This is a genomic window from Enterobacter sp. SES19, assembly GCF_011765665.1.
GTDB classification, from domain to species: domain Bacteria; phylum Pseudomonadota; class Gammaproteobacteria; order Enterobacterales; family Enterobacteriaceae; genus Enterobacter; species Enterobacter pseudoroggenkampii.
The window spans coordinates 4,628,705-4,648,968 of sequence record NZ_CP050320.1 but is presented as its reverse complement, the minus strand read 5'-3'; the positions used below and the strand labels follow the sequence as shown (position 1 = coordinate 4,648,968).

The following is a 20,264-nucleotide window of genomic DNA, read 5'->3' as shown; positions in this document are numbered from 1 at the left end:
CCCCATTAAACGTGATGAGAATCCAGTAACCGCGATTATAGGATAAAACGGCTCAGATCTTCATCTGCCACTAACGCATCCAGATGTTTACTCACATATTCTGCGTCAATGGTAACGGTTTGACCGTTCAGGTCGCTCGCGTCGTAAGAGATATCTTCGACCAGGCGTTCCAGCACGGTATGCAGACGACGCGCACCAATGTTTTCGGTGGTTTCGTTCACCTGCCATGCAGCCTGAGCAATACGTTTGATACCGTCTTCGGTGAACTCGAGGTTCACGCCTTCGGTCGCCATCAGCGCTTTGTACTGTACGGTAGCAGAGGCGTTTGGCTCAGTCAGGATACGTTCGAAATCTTCGGTGGTCAGCGCCTGCAGCTCAACGCGGATAGGCAGACGGCCCTGCAGCTCGGGGATCAGATCCGACGGGCTGGCAACCTGGAAGGCACCTGATGCGATAAACAGGATGTGGTCCGTTTTCACCATGCCGTGCTTGGTGGAGACGGTGCAGCCTTCTACCAGCGGCAGCAGGTCGCGCTGAACGCCTTCGCGGGACACATCCGGGCCGGAGCTGTTGCCGCCGCGCTTACAGATTTTGTCGATCTCGTCGATAAACACGATGCCGTGCTGCTCAACCGCGTCGATAGCGTCCTGCTTCAGCTCTTCCGGGTTCACCAGCTTCGCGGCTTCTTCTTCAATCAGCAGCTTCATTGCGTCTTTAATTTTCAGCTTACGCGCTTTCTGCTTCTGGCCGCCCAGGTTCTGGAACATGGACTGCAGCTGGCTGGTCATCTCTTCCATGCCCGGAGGCGCCATGATTTCCACACCCATTGGTGTGGCAGCGAGATCGATCTCAATCTCTTTGTCGTCCAGCTGGCCTTCACGCAGCTTCTTGCGGAACGCCTGACGCGCAGCGGACGGTTCCGCCTGCTGTTCTGCCTGGCCCCAGTTGTTTTTTGCCGGTGGGATCAGCACGTCGAGAATGCGCTCTTCGGCCATCTCTTCCGCGCGATAGCGGTTTTTCTCGATCGCCTGGACGCGCACCATTTTGATCGCCGAGTCGGTCAGATCGCGGATGATGGAGTCCACTTCTTTACCCACGTAGCCCACTTCGGTGAACTTGGTGGCTTCAACTTTGATGAACGGCGCGTTGGCCAGCTTCGCCAGACGACGGGCGATTTCGGTTTTACCGACGCCGGTCGGGCCGATCATCAGAATGTTCTTCGGCGTGACTTCGTGGCGCAGCTCTTCGTCAAGCTGCATACGACGCCAGCGGTTACGCAGAGCGATAGCCACGGAGCGCTTGGCGTTATCCTGGCCAATAATGTGTTTGTTCAGTTCGCTGACAATTTCGCGTGGGGTCATTTCAGACATGGGAGATCCTTACGCTTTGGAGGTCAATTCTTCGATGGTGTGGTTGTGGTTGGTATAGATGCAGATATCACCTGCAATATCCAACGCCTTCACCGCGATATCACGCGCGTTCATGTCGGTATTTTCCAACAGCGCGCGGGCAGCAGCCTGGGCATAAGGGCCGCCAGAGCCGATGGCAATCAGGTCATTTTCCGGCTGAATCACGTCACCGTTACCGGTGATGATAAGCGATGCGGTTTCATCGGCGACCGCCAGCAGCGCTTCGAGCTTGCGCAGCATGCGGTCGGTACGCCAGTCTTTCGCCAGCTCAACGGCAGCTTTCACCAGATGACCCTGGTGCATTTCCAGTTTGCGTTCAAACAGTTCAAACAGCGTGAAGGCATCCGCCGTGCCGCCTGCAAAACCGGCGATCACTTTGTCGTTGTAGAGACGGCGCACTTTCTTCACGTTGCCTTTCATGACGGTATTACCCAGCGTGGCCTGGCCATCACCGGCGATTACCACATGGCCGTTACGGCGTACACTTACTATTGTTGTCACGAGCAGACCCCCTGGTTACAGAATCGGGAAACAGAAGCCCTGAGCCTGTGCTCAGGGCTGAATTAAATGATAGATGGGGGGGATTTCGGGGGTTTCAACCCCCGGAGGCGAGTCGAATGCAGTTTGTGTGGCCGGCGACTTTCAAACGAGAAAGGGTGCCATCGGCATTTTCTTTGCCTTTGACCGGACCAATCACCACGCGATTCCAGCCGTTATTGGTGGTAATACGCGAATCAAACCCTTCAAAGGCCAGCTGAGCACGTACCGTTTCCGCCTGCTCGGCACCTTTGAACGAACCGCACTGTACCATCCAGCGGCGCTCATCTTTTTTCTCGGCCGTCTGCTTCGGCGCTTCGGTCTCTTTGGTGACCGGCGCGGCCTGCTGCGTTTTCGGCTGCTGCGCGGTGGTATGCGCTGGCGTCTGGAGCAGATCCTGATACGGCTGAGCCGCCTGTTTCTGCGGCTGCGTTTTCGGCTGCTGTTGGACAGGCTGAGACTGCACCGTACGCGTCTGCTGCTGGTATGGCTGTTCCGTTACCCGCGGCTGCGTTTTAGGCTGCTGCACCGGCTGGGTTTGCGCCCACTGCTGCTGTTGCTGCTGTTGCTGCTGAATCTGCTGTTGTGCCTGACGTCGCTGCAGCGTTTGCTGGCGCTGCGCCGGCGTCTGTTCATTCCACGGCACTTCGTTCAGCTGCGTAGGCTGCTGGCGCATATCGGCCTGCATTTGTGCCAGCAGCTGACGCTGTTCATCCGTCAGCTGATTCGCATTCTGTACTTCACCACCCGCAGAAGGTTCGGTTGGCGCACGTACCCCAGGCTGACGGCTTTCCAGCTCTTTGATATAGCGCCAGCGCTCTTCAGGCTTCGGAGGAAGGCCGTTTCCGGCGACTTTACTGGCCTGAAGCGCCTCAGACTCTTCTTTTTTATGGTGCGTGATAAAGTACAGGCCACCAATAAAGGCGACGACTACAGCCGCAGCAATAGCGACCATTGCTGGCGAGACAGCAGGCAGGTTACGTTGCTTTTTCCTTGAGCTACTCTTTTTGCGTCGCGAAGGTGCCGGCTGGCCGCGACGTACATAATCTCGTTGTGCCACTATCGTTTCGCTGTATTTATTCGTTCGTCAGCCCGCCATGTTACTTAAGCGGCGGGGCTTTGACCAGATAAGGGTATCCGAAAGACGTTTACTTTAAGTCAATGCCTGGGTCGTGCCGCGAACAATCAGTTCGCAGTCCAGCAACCGCGAGCCGCTGCTAACTGTTTGACCGTGAAGCTGATCCAGCAGCAGAAGCATTGCTTCGCGGCCGATTTGATAGCGCGGCTGAGCGACCGTTGAGAGCGGCGGATCGCAAAATTCCGAAAGCGAAATATTATCGAATCCGATGATCGATAAATCTTTTGGTATGCGAAGGCCGCGGCGTTTGGCATACGATAATGCACCCAGCGCCATCACGTCACTGTGACAAAATACGGCGGTTGGCGGCTCAGGCAGGTCCAGAAGTTTCTCCAGCGCCTGTCCACCCGCAGCGAAGGTAAAATCACCGCGCGCAATGTAGTGCGGATCGACGGTGACGCCGGTACGGCGCAGCGCCTGAACGTAGCCCTGTAAGCGGTAGTGACACAGCGGCATCTCTTCCGGTCCGGCAATACAGCCAATACGCTTATGCCCCAGTTCCTGGAGATAGTTTACGGCGTTGAATGCGGCGGTGAGGTTATCAATGTGGACCGTCGGCAGCTCCAGCTCTGGCGCAAACTCGTTGGCCATGACCATCGGCGGTAAATTACGCTGCTCTTCAATGCTGGCATCAAACGGCAGGCGAGAGCCAAGCAGCAGCATGCCGTCGATCTGCTTGGTGATAATGAGGTCGATGAAGGTTTTTTCCTGCTGGTTCTGGTGAGCACAGTCGCCAATCAGCACCAGGTAACCCTGTTCCGCTGCGGTGACTTCAATACCGCGGATAATCTCGCTGAAGAAAGGGTCACAGATGTCCGGTACAATCACCAGGATAGTGCGCGACTCATTGCGTTTGACGTTTCTCCCCATCGCCTGTGGGAAATAGCCCACTTCAAGCGCAGCCTGCTCCACCCGGTTACGGGTCGCCTGGGAGACTTTATCCGGGTTCATTAATGCGCGGGATACCGTTGCCGTAGAGACCTGCGCTTTCTGGGCAACGTCTTTCATGGTCGCCGGTGCAACCTCTTTCCTGGACTTCAACGTCTTCTCCTCGCCTGAACACCGAACTTCTGACATCACCATTTTTACAGATAGTTAATGGAATCGGTTACAGAATTTTCATAAAAAGTGTGAGGAGCGTTAAATTTTTCGATCCGTCTTCAACCTTCGATGGGATCGACGTCCAGTACCCACTTCACTTTTCGCGCTTCGGGCAGGGTGTTAATCAGCACCAGCGCGCCGCTGACGATATGCTGAAGACGAACGCGAGAGGGGTGCTGGAGCAAAATTTGCCAGCGAAAACGTCCGCCGCGTTTTGGTGCGAGTGCCGGCACCGGGCCCAAAATCCACAGCTGATTATCCACCAGCGGGCTGGCCTGCAGGAGGTTTCTCAGCTGCTGCAGGAAAAGCGGCGCCTGCTGATTGTTGTGGTCTTCCGCGCGGATGATGACGTGGCTGGTCCACGGCGGCAGCTGCATGGTCTGGCGTTCGACCAGCGCCTGCTCGGCAAAGGCGTCATAGCCTTTGTGCAGAAGGGTTTGCAGTAGCGGGTGCTCCGGGTGGTGCGTTTGCAATACCACTTCGCCCTGTTTACCAGCACGCCCGGCGCGCCCTGCCACCTGGGTATAAAGCTGAGCGAAGCGCTCGGCTGAGCGGAAATCTGCCGAGAACAGCGCGCCGTCCACGTCCAGCAGGGCGACCAGCGTCACGTCCGGGAAGTGGTGGCCTTTTGCCAGCATCTGGGTGCCAATCAGGATGCGTGCGCCGCCGCGATGCACTTCCGCCAGCTGCTGTTCCAGCGCCCCTTTGCGGCTGGTGGTGTCCCGGTCGATTCGGGACAGGGGCACGTCGGGGAAGAAGGGCGCAAGGGCCTGTTCCAGCTGTTCCGTTCCCAGACCCACCGGCACGATATGCGTGGAACCACATGACGGGCACTGGCGCGGCACCGGACGCTGGCTGTCGCAGTGGTGGCAGCGTAAATGCCGCTGGGCCTGGTGGAAGGTATAGTAGTGGTCGCAGCGCGGACACTCGGCAATCCATCCGCAGTCGTGGCACAGCAGGGCGGGTGCAAATCCGCGACGGTTAAGAAACAGGATCACCTGATTGCCCGCCTGCAAATGCTGGCGCATGCGGGTAATTAGTGCAGGCGCAAGCCCCGCCTGGACCTGCTGACCTTTCAGATCCAGTACGTGCTGAATGGCCGGACGGGCATTCCCCGCGCGACGCGTCAGGCGCAGCATATGGTATTTACGCTGGCGCACGTTGTGCAGCGTTTCGAGCGCAGGCGTGGCGGAGCCGAGAATAATAGGAATTTGCTCGCTGTGGGCGCGATAAACAGCCAGATCGCGGGCGTGATAGCGCCAGCCTTCCTGCTGTTTATAGGAGCTGTCGTGTTCTTCGTCGATCACGATAACGCCAAGATTTTTAAACGGCGTAAACAGCGACGAGCGGGTGCCGATCACAATCGCCGCTTCGCCGTTTTTCGCTTTCAGCCAGGCGCTGAGACGTTCGCTGTCGTTCAGGCCGGAGTGCAGCACCTCAACCGGCGCATTAAAGCGTTCGCGAAAGCGGGCGATGGTTTGCGGCGTCAGGCCAATTTCCGGCACCATCACCAGCGCCTGTTTGCCCTGCGCAAGCACGTTTTCCAGCACGCTCAGGTAGACTTCCGTCTTGCCGGAGCCCGTCACGCCCGCCAGCAGCCAGGCGGAGAAATGATCGGAGGCGCTATGAATCGCGCCAACGGCGGTGGCCTGTTCGGTATTCAGACGCAGGCGATCCCCTGAAACGGAGAAACTCTCGCGCCAGTCGTAAAGGGCAGGCGCTTCGCTTGCCAGGTCGCTCAACCCTTTCTTTCTTAATGCCTGTAGCGCCGTTTCGCTGACTTCAAGTTCGTCGATCTGATGCCGCCAGATTTTCCCCTGACGCAGCGCCGCCAGGGCCTGCTGCTGTTTCTGTGAGCGCTTGAGGCTGTTAATGTCGACGGCCTGTCCATCTTCCGTAGCAAACCAGTACCACATCGGCGCATGGCTGGCGCTTTTGCCCTGGCGCAGCATGATGGGCAGGGCGTGGAACAGGACGTCGCCAATGGGGTGATGATAATAATCCGCCGCCCACAGCAGCAGTCGCCAGGTGCTGGTGGAATAAACGGGCTCGCTGTCGAGCACCTCAACCACCGACTTCAGTTCATTGAGCGGCAGTTCGCTTCGATCGCTGACGGAGACAACAATTCCCACGCGCTGCTGTTTGCCAAACGGCACGGTCACGCGACAGCCCGCTTTGGCGCTCATGCTGTCGGGCAGCAGGTAGTCAAAGGTGCGGGGAAGCGGAACGGGAAGGGCAACGTGAGCGACGGGCATCGAATCTTCCTGACTTGAAAAGTGGCGCGTTAGTATACACATTAGTGAAAGCGGCGTGCGGATCAGTTTGCATACGTTGGTCAAATTCTGTATGATTCGCCGCCTTTGGTGTACTTTACGCCAAAGAACTTACAATCAACATCGCGTGGTGTCTGGCGTTAGGGCTGGAAGAGCGACGCGGCCTTAACTGAGGTTCTCCCATGAAAAAAGATATTCACCCGAAATACGAAATGATTACTGCAAACTGTTCTTGCGGTAACTCTATCCAGATCCGCTCTACCGTGGGTCACGATCTGAACCTGGACGTGTGCGGCAAATGCCACCCGTTCTACACTGGTAAGCAGCGTGATGTTGCAACCGGTGGCCGTGTTGACCGCTTCAACAAGCGTTTCAGCATCCCGGGCGCTAAATAAGTTTCCCGAAAAAAAGGCACCGCAAGGTGCCTTTTTTGTATCCGCTTCTCAGTATTCCCACGTCTCCGGGTCAATACCCAGTTCACGCATGATCACCTTCGCCTCTTCCGGGATTTCATCACTGCGTTCTTTACGCAGATCTTCATCGTTCGGCAACGGTTGACCGGTAAACGCATGCAGAAACGCTTCGCACAGCAGCTCGCTGTTGGTTGCGTGGCGCAGGTTGTTCACCTGACGACGCGTACGTTCATCGGTGAGGATCTTCAACACCTTCAGAGGAATAGAAACCGTAATTTTTTTTACTTGTTCACTCTTCTTACCGTGCTCAGCGTATGGGCTGATATATTCGCCGCTCCATTCAGCCATGAGATACCTTTAATCCTCTCAGTCATTTATCTAAAGGTGCAAAACCTGTAACCACTCGTTTTGAACCGCAATCTTGCCTAGTTTACCGTAGAGACGATACCGTGGCACGGATATTGCCGCTGCAGCGTGCACTAAAGCATATAATTTTAACGGCTATTTGCGCATTGCTCAATCTATACGCAAAGAAGTTTAGATGTCCAGATGTATTGACGTCCATACTTTCAATGTTTACTCTGGTGCCTGACTTTTCACCTCATTCGCCAGGAAGCCCTCACCATGACGCGTAAACAGGCCACTATCGCAGTGCGTAGCGGATTAAATGATGACGAGCAGTACGGCTGCGTTGTCCCGCCCATTCATCTTTCCAGTACCTACAACTTCACCGGATTTAATGAACCCCGCGCGCATGATTACTCGCGTCGTGGCAACCCTACGCGTGACGTGACCCAGCGCGCGCTGGCCGAGCTGGAAGGTGGCGCAGGCGCCGTATTAACCAATACGGGGATGTCCGCCATTCACCTGGTGACCACCGTGTTCCTGAAACCAGGTGACCTGCTGGTTGCGCCGCACGATTGCTACGGCGGCAGCTATCGCCTGTTTGATAGCCTGGCAAAACGCGGCTGCTATCGCGTACTGTTTGTCGATCAAAACGATGAACAGGCGCTGAAACAGGCGCTGGCAGAGAAGCCAAAGCTGGTTCTGGTGGAAAGTCCAAGCAATCCATTGTTGCGCGTTGTCGATATTGCGAAAATTTGTCAGCTCGCAAGGGATGCGGGAGCGATAAGTGTAGTGGATAATACGTTCCTCAGTCCGGCCCTTCAGAACCCACTCGCACTGGGTGCCGATCTGGTATTGCATTCATGCACTAAATATCTGAACGGCCATTCTGATGTGGTAGCGGGCGTGGTGATTGCCAAAGATCCCGACGTTGTCACCGAACTGGCATGGTGGGCCAATAATATTGGCGTCACCGCGGGTGCCTTCGACAGCTATCTGCTGTTGCGCGGCATCCGCACGCTGTCGCCGCGCATGGAAGTGGCGCAACGCAATGCCCAGGCGATTGTCGATTTCCTGAAAGACCAGCCGCTGGTGAAGAAGCTCTATCACCCGTCGCTACCGGAAAATCAGGGGCACGAAATTGCCGCGCGCCAGCAGAAAGGGTTTGGCGCGATGTTAAGTTTTGAACTGGACGGTGACGAGCAAACGCTGCGTCGCTTCCTGAGCGGGCTGTCATTGTTTACGCTGGCGGAATCCTTAGGTGGGGTTGAAAGCTTGATCTCCCACGCCGCGACCATGACGCACGCAGGTATGGCACCGGAAGCACGTGCCGCCGCCGGGATTTCTGAGACGCTGCTGCGGATCTCAACCGGTATTGAAGATTCTGAAGATTTAATTGCCGATCTGGAAAATGGCTTCCGGATCGCAGCCAAGGGGTAATCATGAGTGTGATAGCGCAGGCAGGGGCGAAGGGTCGTCAGCTGCACAAGTTTGGTGGTAGTAGTCTTGCTGATGTGAAATGTTACCTGCGTGTCGCAGGGATCATGACGGAATATTCACAGCCGGGTGACATGATGGTTGTCTCGGCGGCGGGCAGCACCACCAACCAGTTGATTAGCTGGCTGAAACTGAGCCAGACCGATCGCCTTTCTGCGCATCAGGTGCAACAGTCCTTACGTCGTTACCAGAGCGAGCTGATTGCTGGCCTGCTGCCTGCGGACGTAGCGGACGGGCTGATCAGTGCCTTTACCCATGACCTTGAGCGTCTGGCCGCCCTGCTGGACAGCGGGATCACCGATGCGGTGTATGCCGAAGTGGTGGGCCACGGTGAAGTGTGGTCCGCGCGCCTGATGGCCGCGGTGCTGCAACACCTGGGCGTGGAGGCGGCCTGGCTCGATGCGCGTGATTTCCTGCGCGCCGAACGCGCCGCGCAGCCGCAGGTGGATGAAGGGTTGTCCTATCCGCTGCTGCAACAGCTGCTGGTGCAGCATCCGGGCAAACGTATTGTGGTTACCGGCTTTATCAGCCGCAGCAACGCGGGTGAAACCGTGCTGCTGGGCCGTAACGGCTCCGACTACTCGGCAACGCAAATCGGTGCCCTGGCGGGCGTGTCCCGCGTCACCATCTGGAGCGACGTGGCCGGTGTTTACAGCGCCGACCCGCGTAAAGTGAAAGATGCCTGTCTGCTGCCGCTGCTGCGTCTCGACGAAGCCAGCGAGCTGGCGCGTCTGGCGGCGCCGGTACTGCACGCGCGCACGCTGCAGCCGGTTTCCGGCAGCGATATCGACCTCCAGCTGCGCTGCAGCTACACCCCGGATCAAGGCTCTACCCGTATTGAACGCGTACTGGCGTCCGGCACCGGGGCGCGTATTGTCACCAGCCACGACGACATCTGCCTGATTGAGTTCCAGGTGCCTGCGGGCCAGGACTTCAAACTGGCGCATAAAGAGATCGACCTGGTGTTAAAGCGTGCTCAGGTGCGCCCGCTGGCCGTTGGCGTCCACAATGACCGCCAGCTGCTGCAGTTCTGCTATACCGCTGAAGTGGCGGACAGCGCCCTGAAAATTCTGGATGAAGCGGGCCTGCCGGGCGAGCTTCGCCTGCGTCAGGGGCTGGCGCTGGTGGCGATGGTGGGCGCGGGCGTCACCCGTAACCCGCTGCACTGCCACCGCTTCTGGCAGCAGCTGAAAGGCCAGCCGGTGGAGTTCACCTGGCAGTCGGAAGAGGGCATCAGCCTGGTGGCCGTTCTGCGCAAAGGGCCAACCGAAAGCCTGATTCAGGGTCTGCACACCTCCCTGTTCCGCGCGGAAAAGCGCATCGGCCTGGTGCTGTTTGGTAAAGGCAACATCGGTTCCCGCTGGCTGGAGCTGTTCGCCCGCGAACAGGTCACGCTCTCGGCGCGTACCGGGTTCGAATTCATTCTCGCGGGCGTAGTGGACAGCCGCCGCAGCCTGCTGAACTACGAAGGGCTGGACGCCAGCCGCGCGCTTGCCTTCTTTAATGATGAAGCCGTAGAGCAGGATGAAGAGTCGCTGTTCCTGTGGATGCGCGCGCACCCTTACGATGACCTGGTAGTGCTGGACGTGACCGCCAGCGAACAGCTTGCCGATCAGTACCTTGATTTCGCCAGCCACGGTTTCCACGTCATCAGCGCCAACAAGCTGGCGGGGGCGAGCAGCACCGATAAATACCGTCAGATCCACGACGCGTTTGAAAAAACGGGGCGCCACTGGCTGTATAACGCCACCGTGGGTGCAGGCCTGCCGGTAAACCACACCGTGCGTGACCTGATTGAAAGCGGCGACAGCATTCTGGCGCTGAGCGGTATCTTCTCCGGCACGCTCTCCTGGCTGTTCCTGCAATTTGACGGCACCGTTCCGTTCACCGACCTGGTGGATCAGGCGTGGCAGCAGGGCTTAACGGAACCCGATCCGCGCGTTGATCTCTCCGGTAAAGACGTGATGCGTAAGCTGGTGATCCTGGCGCGTGAAGCCGGTTATGACATCGAACCGGATTCCGTACGCGTCGAATCGCTGGTGCCTGCCGGCTGTGAAGAAGGTTCTGTGGACCATTTCTTTGAAAATGGAGAAGAGCTTAACGAGCAAATGGTGCAGCGTCTGGAAGCGGCGAACGAGATGGGGCTGGTGCTGCGCTATGTGGCGCGTTTCGAGGCCAACGGAAAAGCGCGAGTCGGTGTCGAGGCGGTGCGTCCTGAACATCCGCTGGCGGCGCTGCTGCCGTGCGATAACGTCTTCGCCATCGAAAGCCGCTGGTACCGCGATAACCCGCTGGTGATCCGCGGTCCGGGCGCGGGGCGCGATGTCACCGCCGGGGCCATCCAGTCCGACATCAACCGTCTGGCTAAGCTGCTGTAACATCTGCATTTCCCTCTCCCTGTGGGAGAGGGTTAGGGTGAGGGCATCAGACCGCACTCACCCTCATCTTGAATTTTTCTCATATTCCCTGAGCAAACCTCACCGTTATTGTTGATTATTTCTATTGACGTCCCTCCGCTTTTCCGTCATTTTTACATCTGGACGTCTAAACGTATAGAAGTTCACAACACAACAGACAATGACACGCGATTGATAGAGGTAAGGTATGAGCTTTTTTCACGCCAACCAGCGGGAAGCACTGAATCAGAGCCTGGCCGAAGTAAACGGCCAGATTAACGTCTCTTTTGAATTTTTCCCGCCGCGCACCAGTGAAATGGAGCAAACCCTTTGGAGCTCTATCGATCGTCTCAGCAGCCTGAAACCGAAGTTTGTCTCCGTGACCTACGGTGCGAACTCCGGCGAGCGTGACCGTACGCACAGCATCATTAAAGGCATCAAAGATCGCACCGGTCTCGAAGCGGCCCCGCACCTCACCTGTATCGACGCCACCCGCGACGAGCTGCGCGCCATCGCCCAGGATTACTGGAATAACGGTATCCGTCATATTGTCGCATTGCGCGGTGACCTGCCTCCTGGGAGCGGTAAGCCGGACATGTATGCCGCCGATCTGGTGGGGCTGTTGAAGGGGGTGGCGGACTTTGATATCTCCGTGGCCGCTTATCCTGAGGTTCATCCGGAAGCGAAAAGCGCTCAGGCCGATCTGCTTAACCTCAAGCGTAAGGTGGATGCCGGCGCGAACCGCGCCATTACTCAGTTCTTCTTTGATGTGGAAAGCTATCTGCGCTTCCGTGACCGCTGCGTCTCCGCGGGCATCGACGTTGAAATTATCCCGGGTATTCTGCCGGTCTCTAACTTCAAACAGGCGAAGAAATTTGCTGATATGACCAATGTGCGTATTCCTCTCTGGATGTCTAAAATGTACGAGGGGCTGGACGATGACCCGGAAACACGCAAGCTGGTGGGCGCAAATATCGCGATGGACATGGTGAAGATCTTAAGTCGTGAAGGGGTGAAGGATTTCCACTTCTACACGCTGAACCGTGCTGAGATGAGTTACGCCATATGCCACACGCTCGGCGTTAGACCAGGCGTGTAACAAAAAAGAGCCCTCTTCGGAGGGTTTTTTGATTTATAAGGGTTTTATTTTCCTGCCATATCAGCAATGCTGCCTTTGACGTACAAAACTCATGTATTTTCCATGGGAAATTAAACGGATTTAACTATCGAATCTGTGGGTTATCTCAACTATACCTTATCAACAAGGGCGTATATCGTAACGGTAACACTGTAAAAGGGAGCATAGCGATGAGCACGTCAGACGAAACGAATAAAGCGGCATCAGTCGGCAAATGCCCGTTCCATCAGGGCGGCGTCGATCACAGCGCGGGCGCAGGTACAGGCAGCCGCGACTGGTGGCCAAAACAACTCCGCATCGATCTTCTTAACCAACATTCCAATCGTTCGAACCCGCTGGGTGAAGACTTTGACTACCGCAAAGAATTTAGCAAGCTTGATTACTCCGCGCTGAAAGGCGATCTCAAAGCACTTTTAACCGACTCCCAACCGTGGTGGCCTGCCGACTGGGGCAGCTATGCGGGCCTGTTTATCCGTATGGCCTGGCACGGCGCGGGTACCTATCGCTCCGTTGACGGGCGCGGTGGCGCAGGACGCGGTCAACAGCGCTTTGCGCCGCTGAACTCCTGGCCGGATAACGTGAGCCTGGATAAGGCGCGCCGTCTGCTGTGGCCCATCAAGCAAAAATACGGACAAAAAATTTCCTGGGCTGACCTGTTTATCCTCGCGGGTAACGTGGCGCTGGAGAATTCGGGCTTCCGCACCTTTGGTTTTGGCGCCGGGCGTGAAGACGTCTGGGAACCGGATCTGGACGTGAACTGGGGTGATGAAAAAGCCTGGCTGACCCACCGCGATCCGGAAGCGCTGGCGAAGCGTCCTCTGGCCGCCACCGAAATGGGCCTGATCTACGTGAACCCGGAAGGGCCAAACGCCAGCGGTGAACCGCTGTCAGCGGCGGCAGCGATTCGCGCGACCTTCGGCAACATGGGCATGAACGATGAAGAGACCGTGGCGCTGATTGCAGGCGGCCACACCCTCGGCAAGACTCACGGCGCGGGTGAAGCCACCCACGTGGGTACCGACCCGGAAGCCTCACCAATTGAAGCGCAGGGACTGGGCTGGGCGAGCACGCTCGGCACGGGCGTGGGTGCTGATGCCATTACCTCCGGTCTGGAAGTCATCTGGTCACAAACCCCGACGCAGTGGAGCAACTACTTCTTCGAAAACCTGTTCAAATACGAATGGGTGCAGACCCGCAGCCCGGCAGGGGCGATTCAGTTTGAAGCCGTAGATGCACCGGAAATCATGCCCGATCCGTTCGACCCGTCGAAAAAACGCAAACCTACCATGCTGGTCACCGACCTGACGCTGCGTTTTGACCCGGAATTCGAGAAAATTTCCCGCCGCTTCCTGAACGATCCGCAGGCCTTCAACGAAGCCTTCGCGCGTGCCTGGTTCAAGCTGACCCACCGTGATATGGGGCCAAAAGCGCGGTACATCGGCCCTGAAGTGCCGAAAGAAGATCTGATTTGGCAGGACCCGCTGCCGCAGGCGGTGTTCAATCCGTCGAAAGAAGACATTGAAAGCCTGAAGGCGGAGATTGTAGCGTCCGGTCTGTCCGTGAGCGAGCTGGTTTCCGTAGCCTGGGCGTCTGCTTCAACCTTCCGCGGTGGCGATAAGCGTGGCGGCGCTAACGGCGCGCGTCTGGCGCTGGCGCCTCAGCGCGACTGGGATGTGAACGCCGCGGCGGTTCGCGCGTTGCCGGCTCTGGAAGCTATTCAGCGCACCACCAACAAAGCCTCACTGGCCGATATCATCGTGCTGGCGGGCGTGGTAGGCGTTGAGCAGGCCGCAAAAGCCGCAGGCGTGTACGTCACCGTACCGTTCACCCCAGGCCGCGTGGATGCGCGTCAGGATCAGACGGATATCGAGATGTTTAACCTGCTCGAACCGGTTGCCGATGGTTTCCGCAACTATCGTGCGCAGGTGGATGTGTCCACCACGGAGTCACTGCTGATCGACAAGGCCCAGCAGCTGACGCTGACCGCACCGGAGCTGACGGTGCTGATCGGCGGCCTGCGCGTGCTGGGTGCCAACTTTGATGGCAGCAAGAATGGCGTGTTCACTGACCGCGAGGGCGTGCTGAGCAACGATTTCTTCGTGAACCTGCTGGACATGAACACGCAGTGGAAGGCGACCGACGAATCCAATGAGCTGTTTGCCGGAAGCGATCGCGCCAGCGGTGAAGTGAAATATACCGCCACCCGCGCCGATCTGGTCTTCGGTTCGAACGCCGTCCTGCGTGCGCTGGCAGAGGTTTACGCCAGCAATGATGCGCATGAGAAGTTTGTCCGCGACTTCGTTGCCGCATGGGCGAAGGTGATGGATCTGGACCGGTTTGATCTGCAGTAACCCTTGTGCCGGGTGGCGCTAACGCTTACCCGGCCTACGGGCAAAAAAATCCCCGCTGATGCGGGGATTTTTATTCACGCTATTTACTCCCACTCCTGCAGGAACCGCTGCCCATACTGGTCGGCTACCAGCAGTGCCGCATACACCTGATCCGGCGTTACGCCGCCGGGCATGTTGTGGATGGTTTCTCCTTCGGCACAGGAGGCTTCCGCGATCAGACGCATTTTGGCCGGAATATCCTCTTTGATGTTCAGCTGTGCCAGGGTGATCGGCAGCCCAACGCTGTGACAAAGCGCGGCGACGGTCTCTATTTCTTCTACCGGCGCGTTTTCCAGTACCAGCTGCGTCAGCGTACCAAACGCCACTTTTTCGCCGTGATAGAAGTGATGCGCGTCCGGCACTGCCGTCATGCCGTTATGAATAGCGTGTGCTGCCGCCAGCCCGCCGCTTTCAAAGCCTACGCCGCTGAGATAGGTGTTGGCTTCGATAATGCGTTCCAGCGCCGGTGTAACCACATGCTGTTCCGCCGCCAGCATGGCTTTTTCACCCTCTTCAACCAGCGTGTTGTAGCACAGCTCGGCCAGCGCAAGTGCTGCCTGCGTACATTTGCCGCCCGCCATGGTGGTCGCACCGCTGCGCGAGCAGGCGCGTGCTTCAAACCACGTCGCCAGCGCATCGCCAATCCCGGCGGCCAGCAGACGTGCCGGCGCACCCGCCACCACTTTGGTATCGACGATAACCATGTTCGGGTTGTGAGGCAGCATCAGGTAGCGATCGAACTCACCGCTGTCGGTGTAAATGACGGAAAGGGCGCTGCATGGCGCATCGGTGGAGGCGATAGTTGGCGCAATGGCGACGGGTACGTCCATGAAATGGGCCAGCGCTTTGGCGGTATCCAGCGTTTTACCGCCGCCAATGCCCAGCACTGCCAGGCAGTCGGCGCTGTCGGCCAGCTTTTTCAGGCGATCGATTTCATTTTGTGAACATTCACCACCAAACGGCGCGATTTCGGCATGCAGTTCGGCTTTTTTAAAACTCTGACGCAGGGGCTCTTCGGCAAAACCCAGCACAAATTTATCGCCGACAACCAGCCAGCGATTGGCCAGGGGTTTCAGGTAGTCGCCGAGACGGGTAAGCACATCAGCGCCCTGGATATATTTCCCCGGCGATTGAATGATACGGTCCATAACAGTTCTCCCTTAGAGGTTGAGGTTACCAAACGCGTTTTTCCAGTCCTGCTCAAACTTCTCTATGGCTGACTCTACCGCTGGCGTGCCGAGCATGTGTTGCGCTACGTCTAAGGGAAGCGTGATTGCCTCGCATCCCGCCAACAGACAGTCCAGCGCCTGACGCGGCGTTTTGAAGCTGGCGGCCAGCACCTTGCTTTCCGGCGCGTGCAGTTCCAGCAGAGACTGCAGCTCCTGCACCATGCGAATGCCGTCACCGCCCTGCGCATCAACGCGGTTTACGTACGGCGCGACATATTTCGCCCCTGCGAGTGCGGCGAGCAAGCCCTGTGCAGCGCTATAAACGGCGGTCCCCAGCGTGGTTATCCCCTCTTTTTTCAACGCCTTGATCGCGGTAAGGCCCTCAGCCGTGACAGGGATTTTCACCACGATGTCCGGTATGGCATTACTCAAACGTTTGGCTTCCGCCACCATGCCTTCGGCATCGCGGCTCATGGTTTGAGCAAACAGCGTGCCTTCCGGTCCGATGGCTTTTTGCAGACGCGGCAGCACGTCCCAGATAGATTCGCGGCTGGCGGCGATGATGCTCGGGTTGGTGGTGACGCCCGCAATAGGAAAGATGCGCGCCAGACGTTCAACTTCCGCCACGTTGGCGGTATCCAGGTACAGTTCCATTATTTTTCCTTAAGTCAGAAAGGTTGAATAAAGGATACGGCGCACCCAGGTGCGGCGAATACAGGTCAATTTTGCCAAATACTGGACAAATGTAATGTCCTTAGAGAAGTGAGAGAGCGATCACAATGCTACTTTTTGGCGATCAGCTGGCTGTGGTACTGGCGTCGATATTCGGAAGGGGAACGTTCGGTGTGCTTGCGAAAGAGACGGCAAAAGTAGTTGCTGTCCGTAAATCCGCAGCGTGTGGCGATATCTTTAATTTTGAGATCGTAGCCTTTCAGCAGCTGACGCGCATGTTCCAGGCGCGTTTTTGTTAAATATTCATTGAATCCGACGCTGCCGACTTTCTGGAATAGATGGGAAAGGTAGTTTGGTGAGATGTAGAACGCCTGTGCCACGGATTCGCGAGTTAACAAAGAGGCATAATTTTCTTCGATATAGCTCCGAACGGCTTCGAACAGTGCCCGGCTGCGGCTGTCAGTGTGAATTTCACTGCCAAGCAGATCCCGGCAGTGGCTGAGCAGGCTTAAAACTACCAGCCTTGCTGTGTCTTGTTCCTCAGGCTGCATCTGTAATTCGGTGAGCGTTTGCAGAAGAAAAGCCCCCGTTCGCGGACCACGTCGGGCAACCTGGAGTTGTTGTAAGAGCACATTGTCACGCTGTAACTCGATTGTAAGCTGCTGCTTACCGAAATGTATGCTCATGACGTGAGGCGCAGGATGCGTGATTTGTCCAAAAAAAGAAAAAATCGCCTCGCTGGGGGTACCAAGGGTAATACGGAGGCAGGGATATGTGCGGGGATGCTGTTCAGCCAGCGCTGAGAAATGAATCTGACCCAGCGGTAACGTGCGGTTCACCAGGTCAGTCAAAATTTGGGTGATATCGGAATGCATAAGGAGACTACCGAAATTTGCCGGGTGGCGCTAACGCTTACCTGGCCTACTTAACGTAGGCCCGTGCAAGCGCAGCGCCGCCGGGCATAAAGCATTAGCCGGTGTTACGCATACCCGCCGCAACGCCCGCAATCGTCACCATCAGCGCCTGTTCAACGCGCGGATCCGGTTCTTTCCCTTCTTCTTCCGCCAGACGCGAACGGTGCAGCAGCTCTGCCTGCAGGACGTTCAGCGGGTCGGTGTAAATGTTACGCAGCTGAATAGACTCGGCAATCCACGGCAGGTCCGCCATCAGATGTGAGTCGTTGGCGATGTCCAGCACCACTTTGATGTCGCCTTCCAGCAGTTCGCGCAGCTCTTTACCCAGCGCCCACAGTTCAGGTTTCACCAGACGCTGGTCGTAGTATTCCGCCAGCCACAGGTCAGCTTTCGAGAAGACCATCTCCAGCATTCCCAGACGGGTAGAGAAGAATGGCCAGTCGCGGCACATGGTTTCCAGCTCGTTCTGTTTGCCGTCTTCCACCACTTTTTGCAGCGCAGCACCGGCACCCAGCCAGGCGGGCAGCATCAGGCGGTTCTGCGTCCAGGCAAAGATCCACGGGATCGCGCGCAGAGACTCTACGCCACCGGTTGGGCGACGCTTCGCAGGACGTGAGCCCAGCGGCAGTTTACCCAGCTCCTGCTCAGGGGTGGCTGAGCGGAAGTAAGGGACGAAATCTTTGTTTTCACGCACGTAGCCGCGGTACAGATCGCAGGAGATAGCCGACAGCTCGTCCATGATATGGCACCAGGAGGCTTTCGGCTCCGGCGGTGGCAGCAGGTTGGCTTCCAGGATCGCGCTGGTATAGAGCGACAGGCTGCTGATAGTCACTTCCGGCAGGCCGTATTTGAAGCGGATCATCTCGCCCTGCTCGGTGACGCGCAGGCCGCCTTTCAGGCTTCCCGGCGGCTGCGACAGCAGCGCTGCGTGCGCCGGTGCGCCGCCACGGCCAATTGAGCCACCGCGTCCGTGGAAAAGGGTCAGTTCAATACCGGCTTTCTCGCAGGTTTTGATCAGTGCGTCCTGCGCCTGATACTGCGCCCAGGATGCCGCCATCACGCCCGCGTCTTTCGCGGAGTCGGAATAGCCGATCATCACCATCTGCTTGCCCTGAATAAAGCCGCGGTACCAGTCGATGTTCAACAGCTGGCTCATGACGTCGTTGGCATTGTTCAGGTCGTCGAGGGTCTCAAACAGCGGGGCGACCGGCAGGGCGTAGTCGATTCCCGCTTCTTTCAGCAGAAGGTGAACGCCAAGCACGTCGGACGGGGTCTTCGCCATGGAGATCACATAGGCGGCCACCGATCCTTTCGGCGCATCAACGATCGCTTTACAGGTGTTGAGCACTTCGCGGGTTTCGTTGCTTGGCTCCCAGTTGCGCGGCAGCAGAGGGCGCTTCGAGTTCAGCTCGCGGATCAGGAACGCCTGCTTGTCAGCTTCGGACCAGCTTTCATAGTCACCGATGCCGAGATAGCGGGTCAGCTCGCCCAGCGCTTCGGTATGACGGGTACTTTCCTGACGTACGTCGATACGTACCAGCGGCACGCCGAAACACTTCACGCGGCGCAGGGTGTCGAGCAGTTCGCCATTGGCGATGATGCCCATCCCGCAGGCCTGCAGTGATTTATAACAGGCGTAAAGCGGCTCCCAGAGCTGTTCGTTCTGGCTGAGCAGGCCTTCTGGCTTTGGCAGGCGTTGGCCTTTCAGGCGCGCTTCCAGCCAGGCCTGAGTAGCCATCAGCTGACCACGCAGCTTTTTCATCAGGAAACGGTACGGCTCGCTGGCGCCTTCTTCGCCGGCCAGCGCGCGCAGCTCCGGCGTTGCTTCAACCATCGACAGCTCGGAGATCAGTACCTGAATGTCTTTCAGGAACAGATCGGTCGCTTTCCAGCGGCTCAGCAGCAGGACGTGGCGGGTGATTTCCGCGGTCACGTTCGGGTTGCCGTCGCGGTCACCGCCCATCCAGGAGGTGAAGCGCACCGGAACAAAATCAACCGGCAGGCGGTAGCCGAGGTTCTCTTCCAGCTGTTCGTTCAGCTCGCGCAGGTAGTTCGGTACCCCTTCCCACAGGCTGTTTTCCACCACCGCAAAACCCCATTTGGCTTCGTCGACCGGGCTTGGGCGATGCTTACGAATTTCATCGGTGTGCCAGGACTGGGCAATCAGCTGGCGCAGACGGCGCATCAGCTGGTTGCGTTCGTAGTCGGCAATGTCTTTGTTATCCAGCTGCTTGAGGCAGTTGTTCACTTCCACCATTTTGTGGATCAGGGTGCGACGGGTAATTTCGGTTGGGTGTGCGGTCAGCACCAACTCCAGCGAAAGCGACTCCACCGCTTTTTTGATGGTGGCTTCGTTGAGGTCTGGCTGGTCTTTCAGTTTACGAAGGGTGCGGGCAATGACTTCCGGGTTGCTGGCCGCTTCGCCGTTTGGCGAAATGCTGTGGTATTGCTCAGCGGTGTTGGCCAGGTTCAGGAACTGGCTGAATGCGCGTGCAACGGGTAGCAGCTCATCGTTAGAGAGGTTCTGCAAGGTGGTGAGCAGCTCCTGACGACTGGCCTCGTTACCGGCGCGGGAAGATTTAGACAGCTTGCGGATGGTTTCAACGCGGTCGAGGATGTTCTCCCCCAACGCATCTTTGATGGTATCTCCAAGCACTTTGCCGAGCATACTGACATTACTACGCAACGCGGAATATTGTTCGTTCATAAAAACCCAGTCACCCCATCATTTTTGTTTATGCCCAGGCGAAAATCTTCTGGACATTATTTTGTCATCTCCCTTTATAAAGCCACGTAAAACCCCCGTCGTCAATTGCTGCGAAAACGGTTCAGCAAACGAATAAATGCGGGCAATTTACGAAATTTAATTCGC

Annotated in this window: 15 protein-coding genes; 5 read left to right on the top strand and 10 right to left on the bottom strand. The window is 57.3% G+C overall.

Features of this window, described 5'->3' with window-relative positions:
• Positions 1-35 precede the first annotated feature (35 nt).
• The 5 genes from hslU to priA all read right to left on the bottom strand — a co-directional run bounded on the left by hslU (position 36) and on the right by priA (position 6,440).
• Entirely contained in the window at positions 36-1,370 is a 1,335-nt protein-coding gene (gene hslU / locus GXP72_RS22220) for an HslU--HslV peptidase ATPase subunit (protein WP_208763353.1), read from the bottom strand.
• 9 nt (positions 1,371-1,379) lie between these two features.
• Positions 1,380-1,910: an ATP-dependent protease subunit HslV gene (gene hslV / locus GXP72_RS22215; protein ID WP_008501802.1), complete on the bottom strand. Its 531-nt coding sequence runs from the start codon at positions 1,908-1,910 to the stop codon at positions 1,380-1,382.
• Between the two features lie 94 nt (positions 1,911-2,004).
• Positions 2,005-3,006 (bottom strand): cell division protein FtsN, encoded by a 1,002-nt coding sequence (ftsN, locus tag GXP72_RS22210; RefSeq protein WP_208763352.1) that lies wholly within the window; start codon positions 3,004-3,006, stop codon positions 2,005-2,007.
• A 93-nt stretch (positions 3,007-3,099) separates the two neighbouring features.
• Entirely contained in the window at positions 3,100-4,125 is a 1,026-nt protein-coding gene (cytR, locus tag GXP72_RS22205; protein ID WP_023309683.1) for a DNA-binding transcriptional regulator CytR, read from the bottom strand.
• Positions 4,126-4,244: 119 nt separating this feature from the next.
• Positions 4,245-6,440, bottom strand: a complete 2,196-nt coding sequence (priA, locus tag GXP72_RS22200; RefSeq protein WP_208763351.1) for a primosomal protein N' — start codon at positions 6,438-6,440, stop codon at positions 4,245-4,247.
• 200 nt (positions 6,441-6,640) lie between these two features.
• On the opposite strand from priA, the gene rpmE reads away from it, so the two are divergent.
• Positions 6,641-6,853, top strand: coding sequence for a 50S ribosomal protein L31 (gene rpmE / locus GXP72_RS22195; protein ID WP_003862040.1), 213 nt, complete (start codon positions 6,641-6,643; stop codon positions 6,851-6,853).
• A gap of 48 nt (positions 6,854-6,901) precedes the next feature.
• Here the strand turns inward: rpmE and metJ are convergent, their stop codons facing one another.
• Positions 6,902-7,219, bottom strand: a complete 318-nt coding sequence (gene metJ, locus GXP72_RS22190) for a met regulon transcriptional regulator MetJ (RefSeq protein ID WP_015966498.1) — start codon at positions 7,217-7,219, stop codon at positions 6,902-6,904.
• 276 nt (positions 7,220-7,495) lie between these two features.
• Here metJ and metB point away from each other — a divergent pair, with 276 nt between their 5' ends.
• The 4 genes from metB to katG all read left to right on the top strand — a co-directional run bounded on the left by metB (position 7,496) and on the right by katG (position 14,598).
• Positions 7,496-8,656: a cystathionine gamma-synthase gene (gene metB, locus GXP72_RS22185; RefSeq protein WP_024909188.1), complete on the top strand. Its 1,161-nt coding sequence runs from the start codon at positions 7,496-7,498 to the stop codon at positions 8,654-8,656.
• A 2-nt stretch (positions 8,657-8,658) separates the two neighbouring features.
• Positions 8,659-11,091, top strand: a complete 2,433-nt coding sequence (locus tag GXP72_RS22180; protein WP_024909187.1) for a bifunctional aspartate kinase/homoserine dehydrogenase II — start codon at positions 8,659-8,661, stop codon at positions 11,089-11,091.
• Between the two features lie 226 nt (positions 11,092-11,317).
• A complete protein-coding gene (metF, locus tag GXP72_RS22175; RefSeq protein WP_024909186.1) occupies positions 11,318-12,208 on the top strand; it encodes a methylenetetrahydrofolate reductase in 891 nt (296 codons plus the stop codon).
• 209 nt (positions 12,209-12,417) lie between these two features.
• Positions 12,418-14,598 (top strand): catalase/peroxidase HPI, encoded by a 2,181-nt coding sequence (gene katG, locus GXP72_RS22170; protein WP_208763350.1) that lies wholly within the window; start codon positions 12,418-12,420, stop codon positions 14,596-14,598.
• Between the two features lie 83 nt (positions 14,599-14,681).
• On the opposite strand, the gene GXP72_RS22165 is transcribed toward katG, so the two are convergent.
• The 4 genes from GXP72_RS22165 to ppc form a co-directional block, all read right to left on the bottom strand.
• Positions 14,682-15,785 (bottom strand): glycerol dehydrogenase, encoded by a 1,104-nt coding sequence (locus GXP72_RS22165; protein ID WP_208763349.1) that lies wholly within the window; start codon positions 15,783-15,785, stop codon positions 14,682-14,684.
• A 12-nt stretch (positions 15,786-15,797) separates the two neighbouring features.
• Entirely contained in the window at positions 15,798-16,460 is a 663-nt protein-coding gene (gene fsa, locus GXP72_RS22160; RefSeq protein WP_208763348.1) for a fructose-6-phosphate aldolase, read from the bottom strand.
• Positions 16,461-16,588: 128 nt separating this feature from the next.
• On the bottom strand, positions 16,589-17,353 hold the full coding sequence (locus tag GXP72_RS22155) for an AraC family transcriptional regulator (protein ID WP_090420873.1): 765 nt from the start codon (positions 17,351-17,353) through the stop codon (positions 16,589-16,591).
• A 94-nt stretch (positions 17,354-17,447) separates the two neighbouring features.
• Positions 17,448-20,099: a phosphoenolpyruvate carboxylase gene (ppc, locus tag GXP72_RS22150; RefSeq protein WP_024909175.1), complete on the bottom strand. Its 2,652-nt coding sequence runs from the start codon at positions 20,097-20,099 to the stop codon at positions 17,448-17,450.
• Positions 20,100-20,264: the final 165 nt, after the last annotated feature.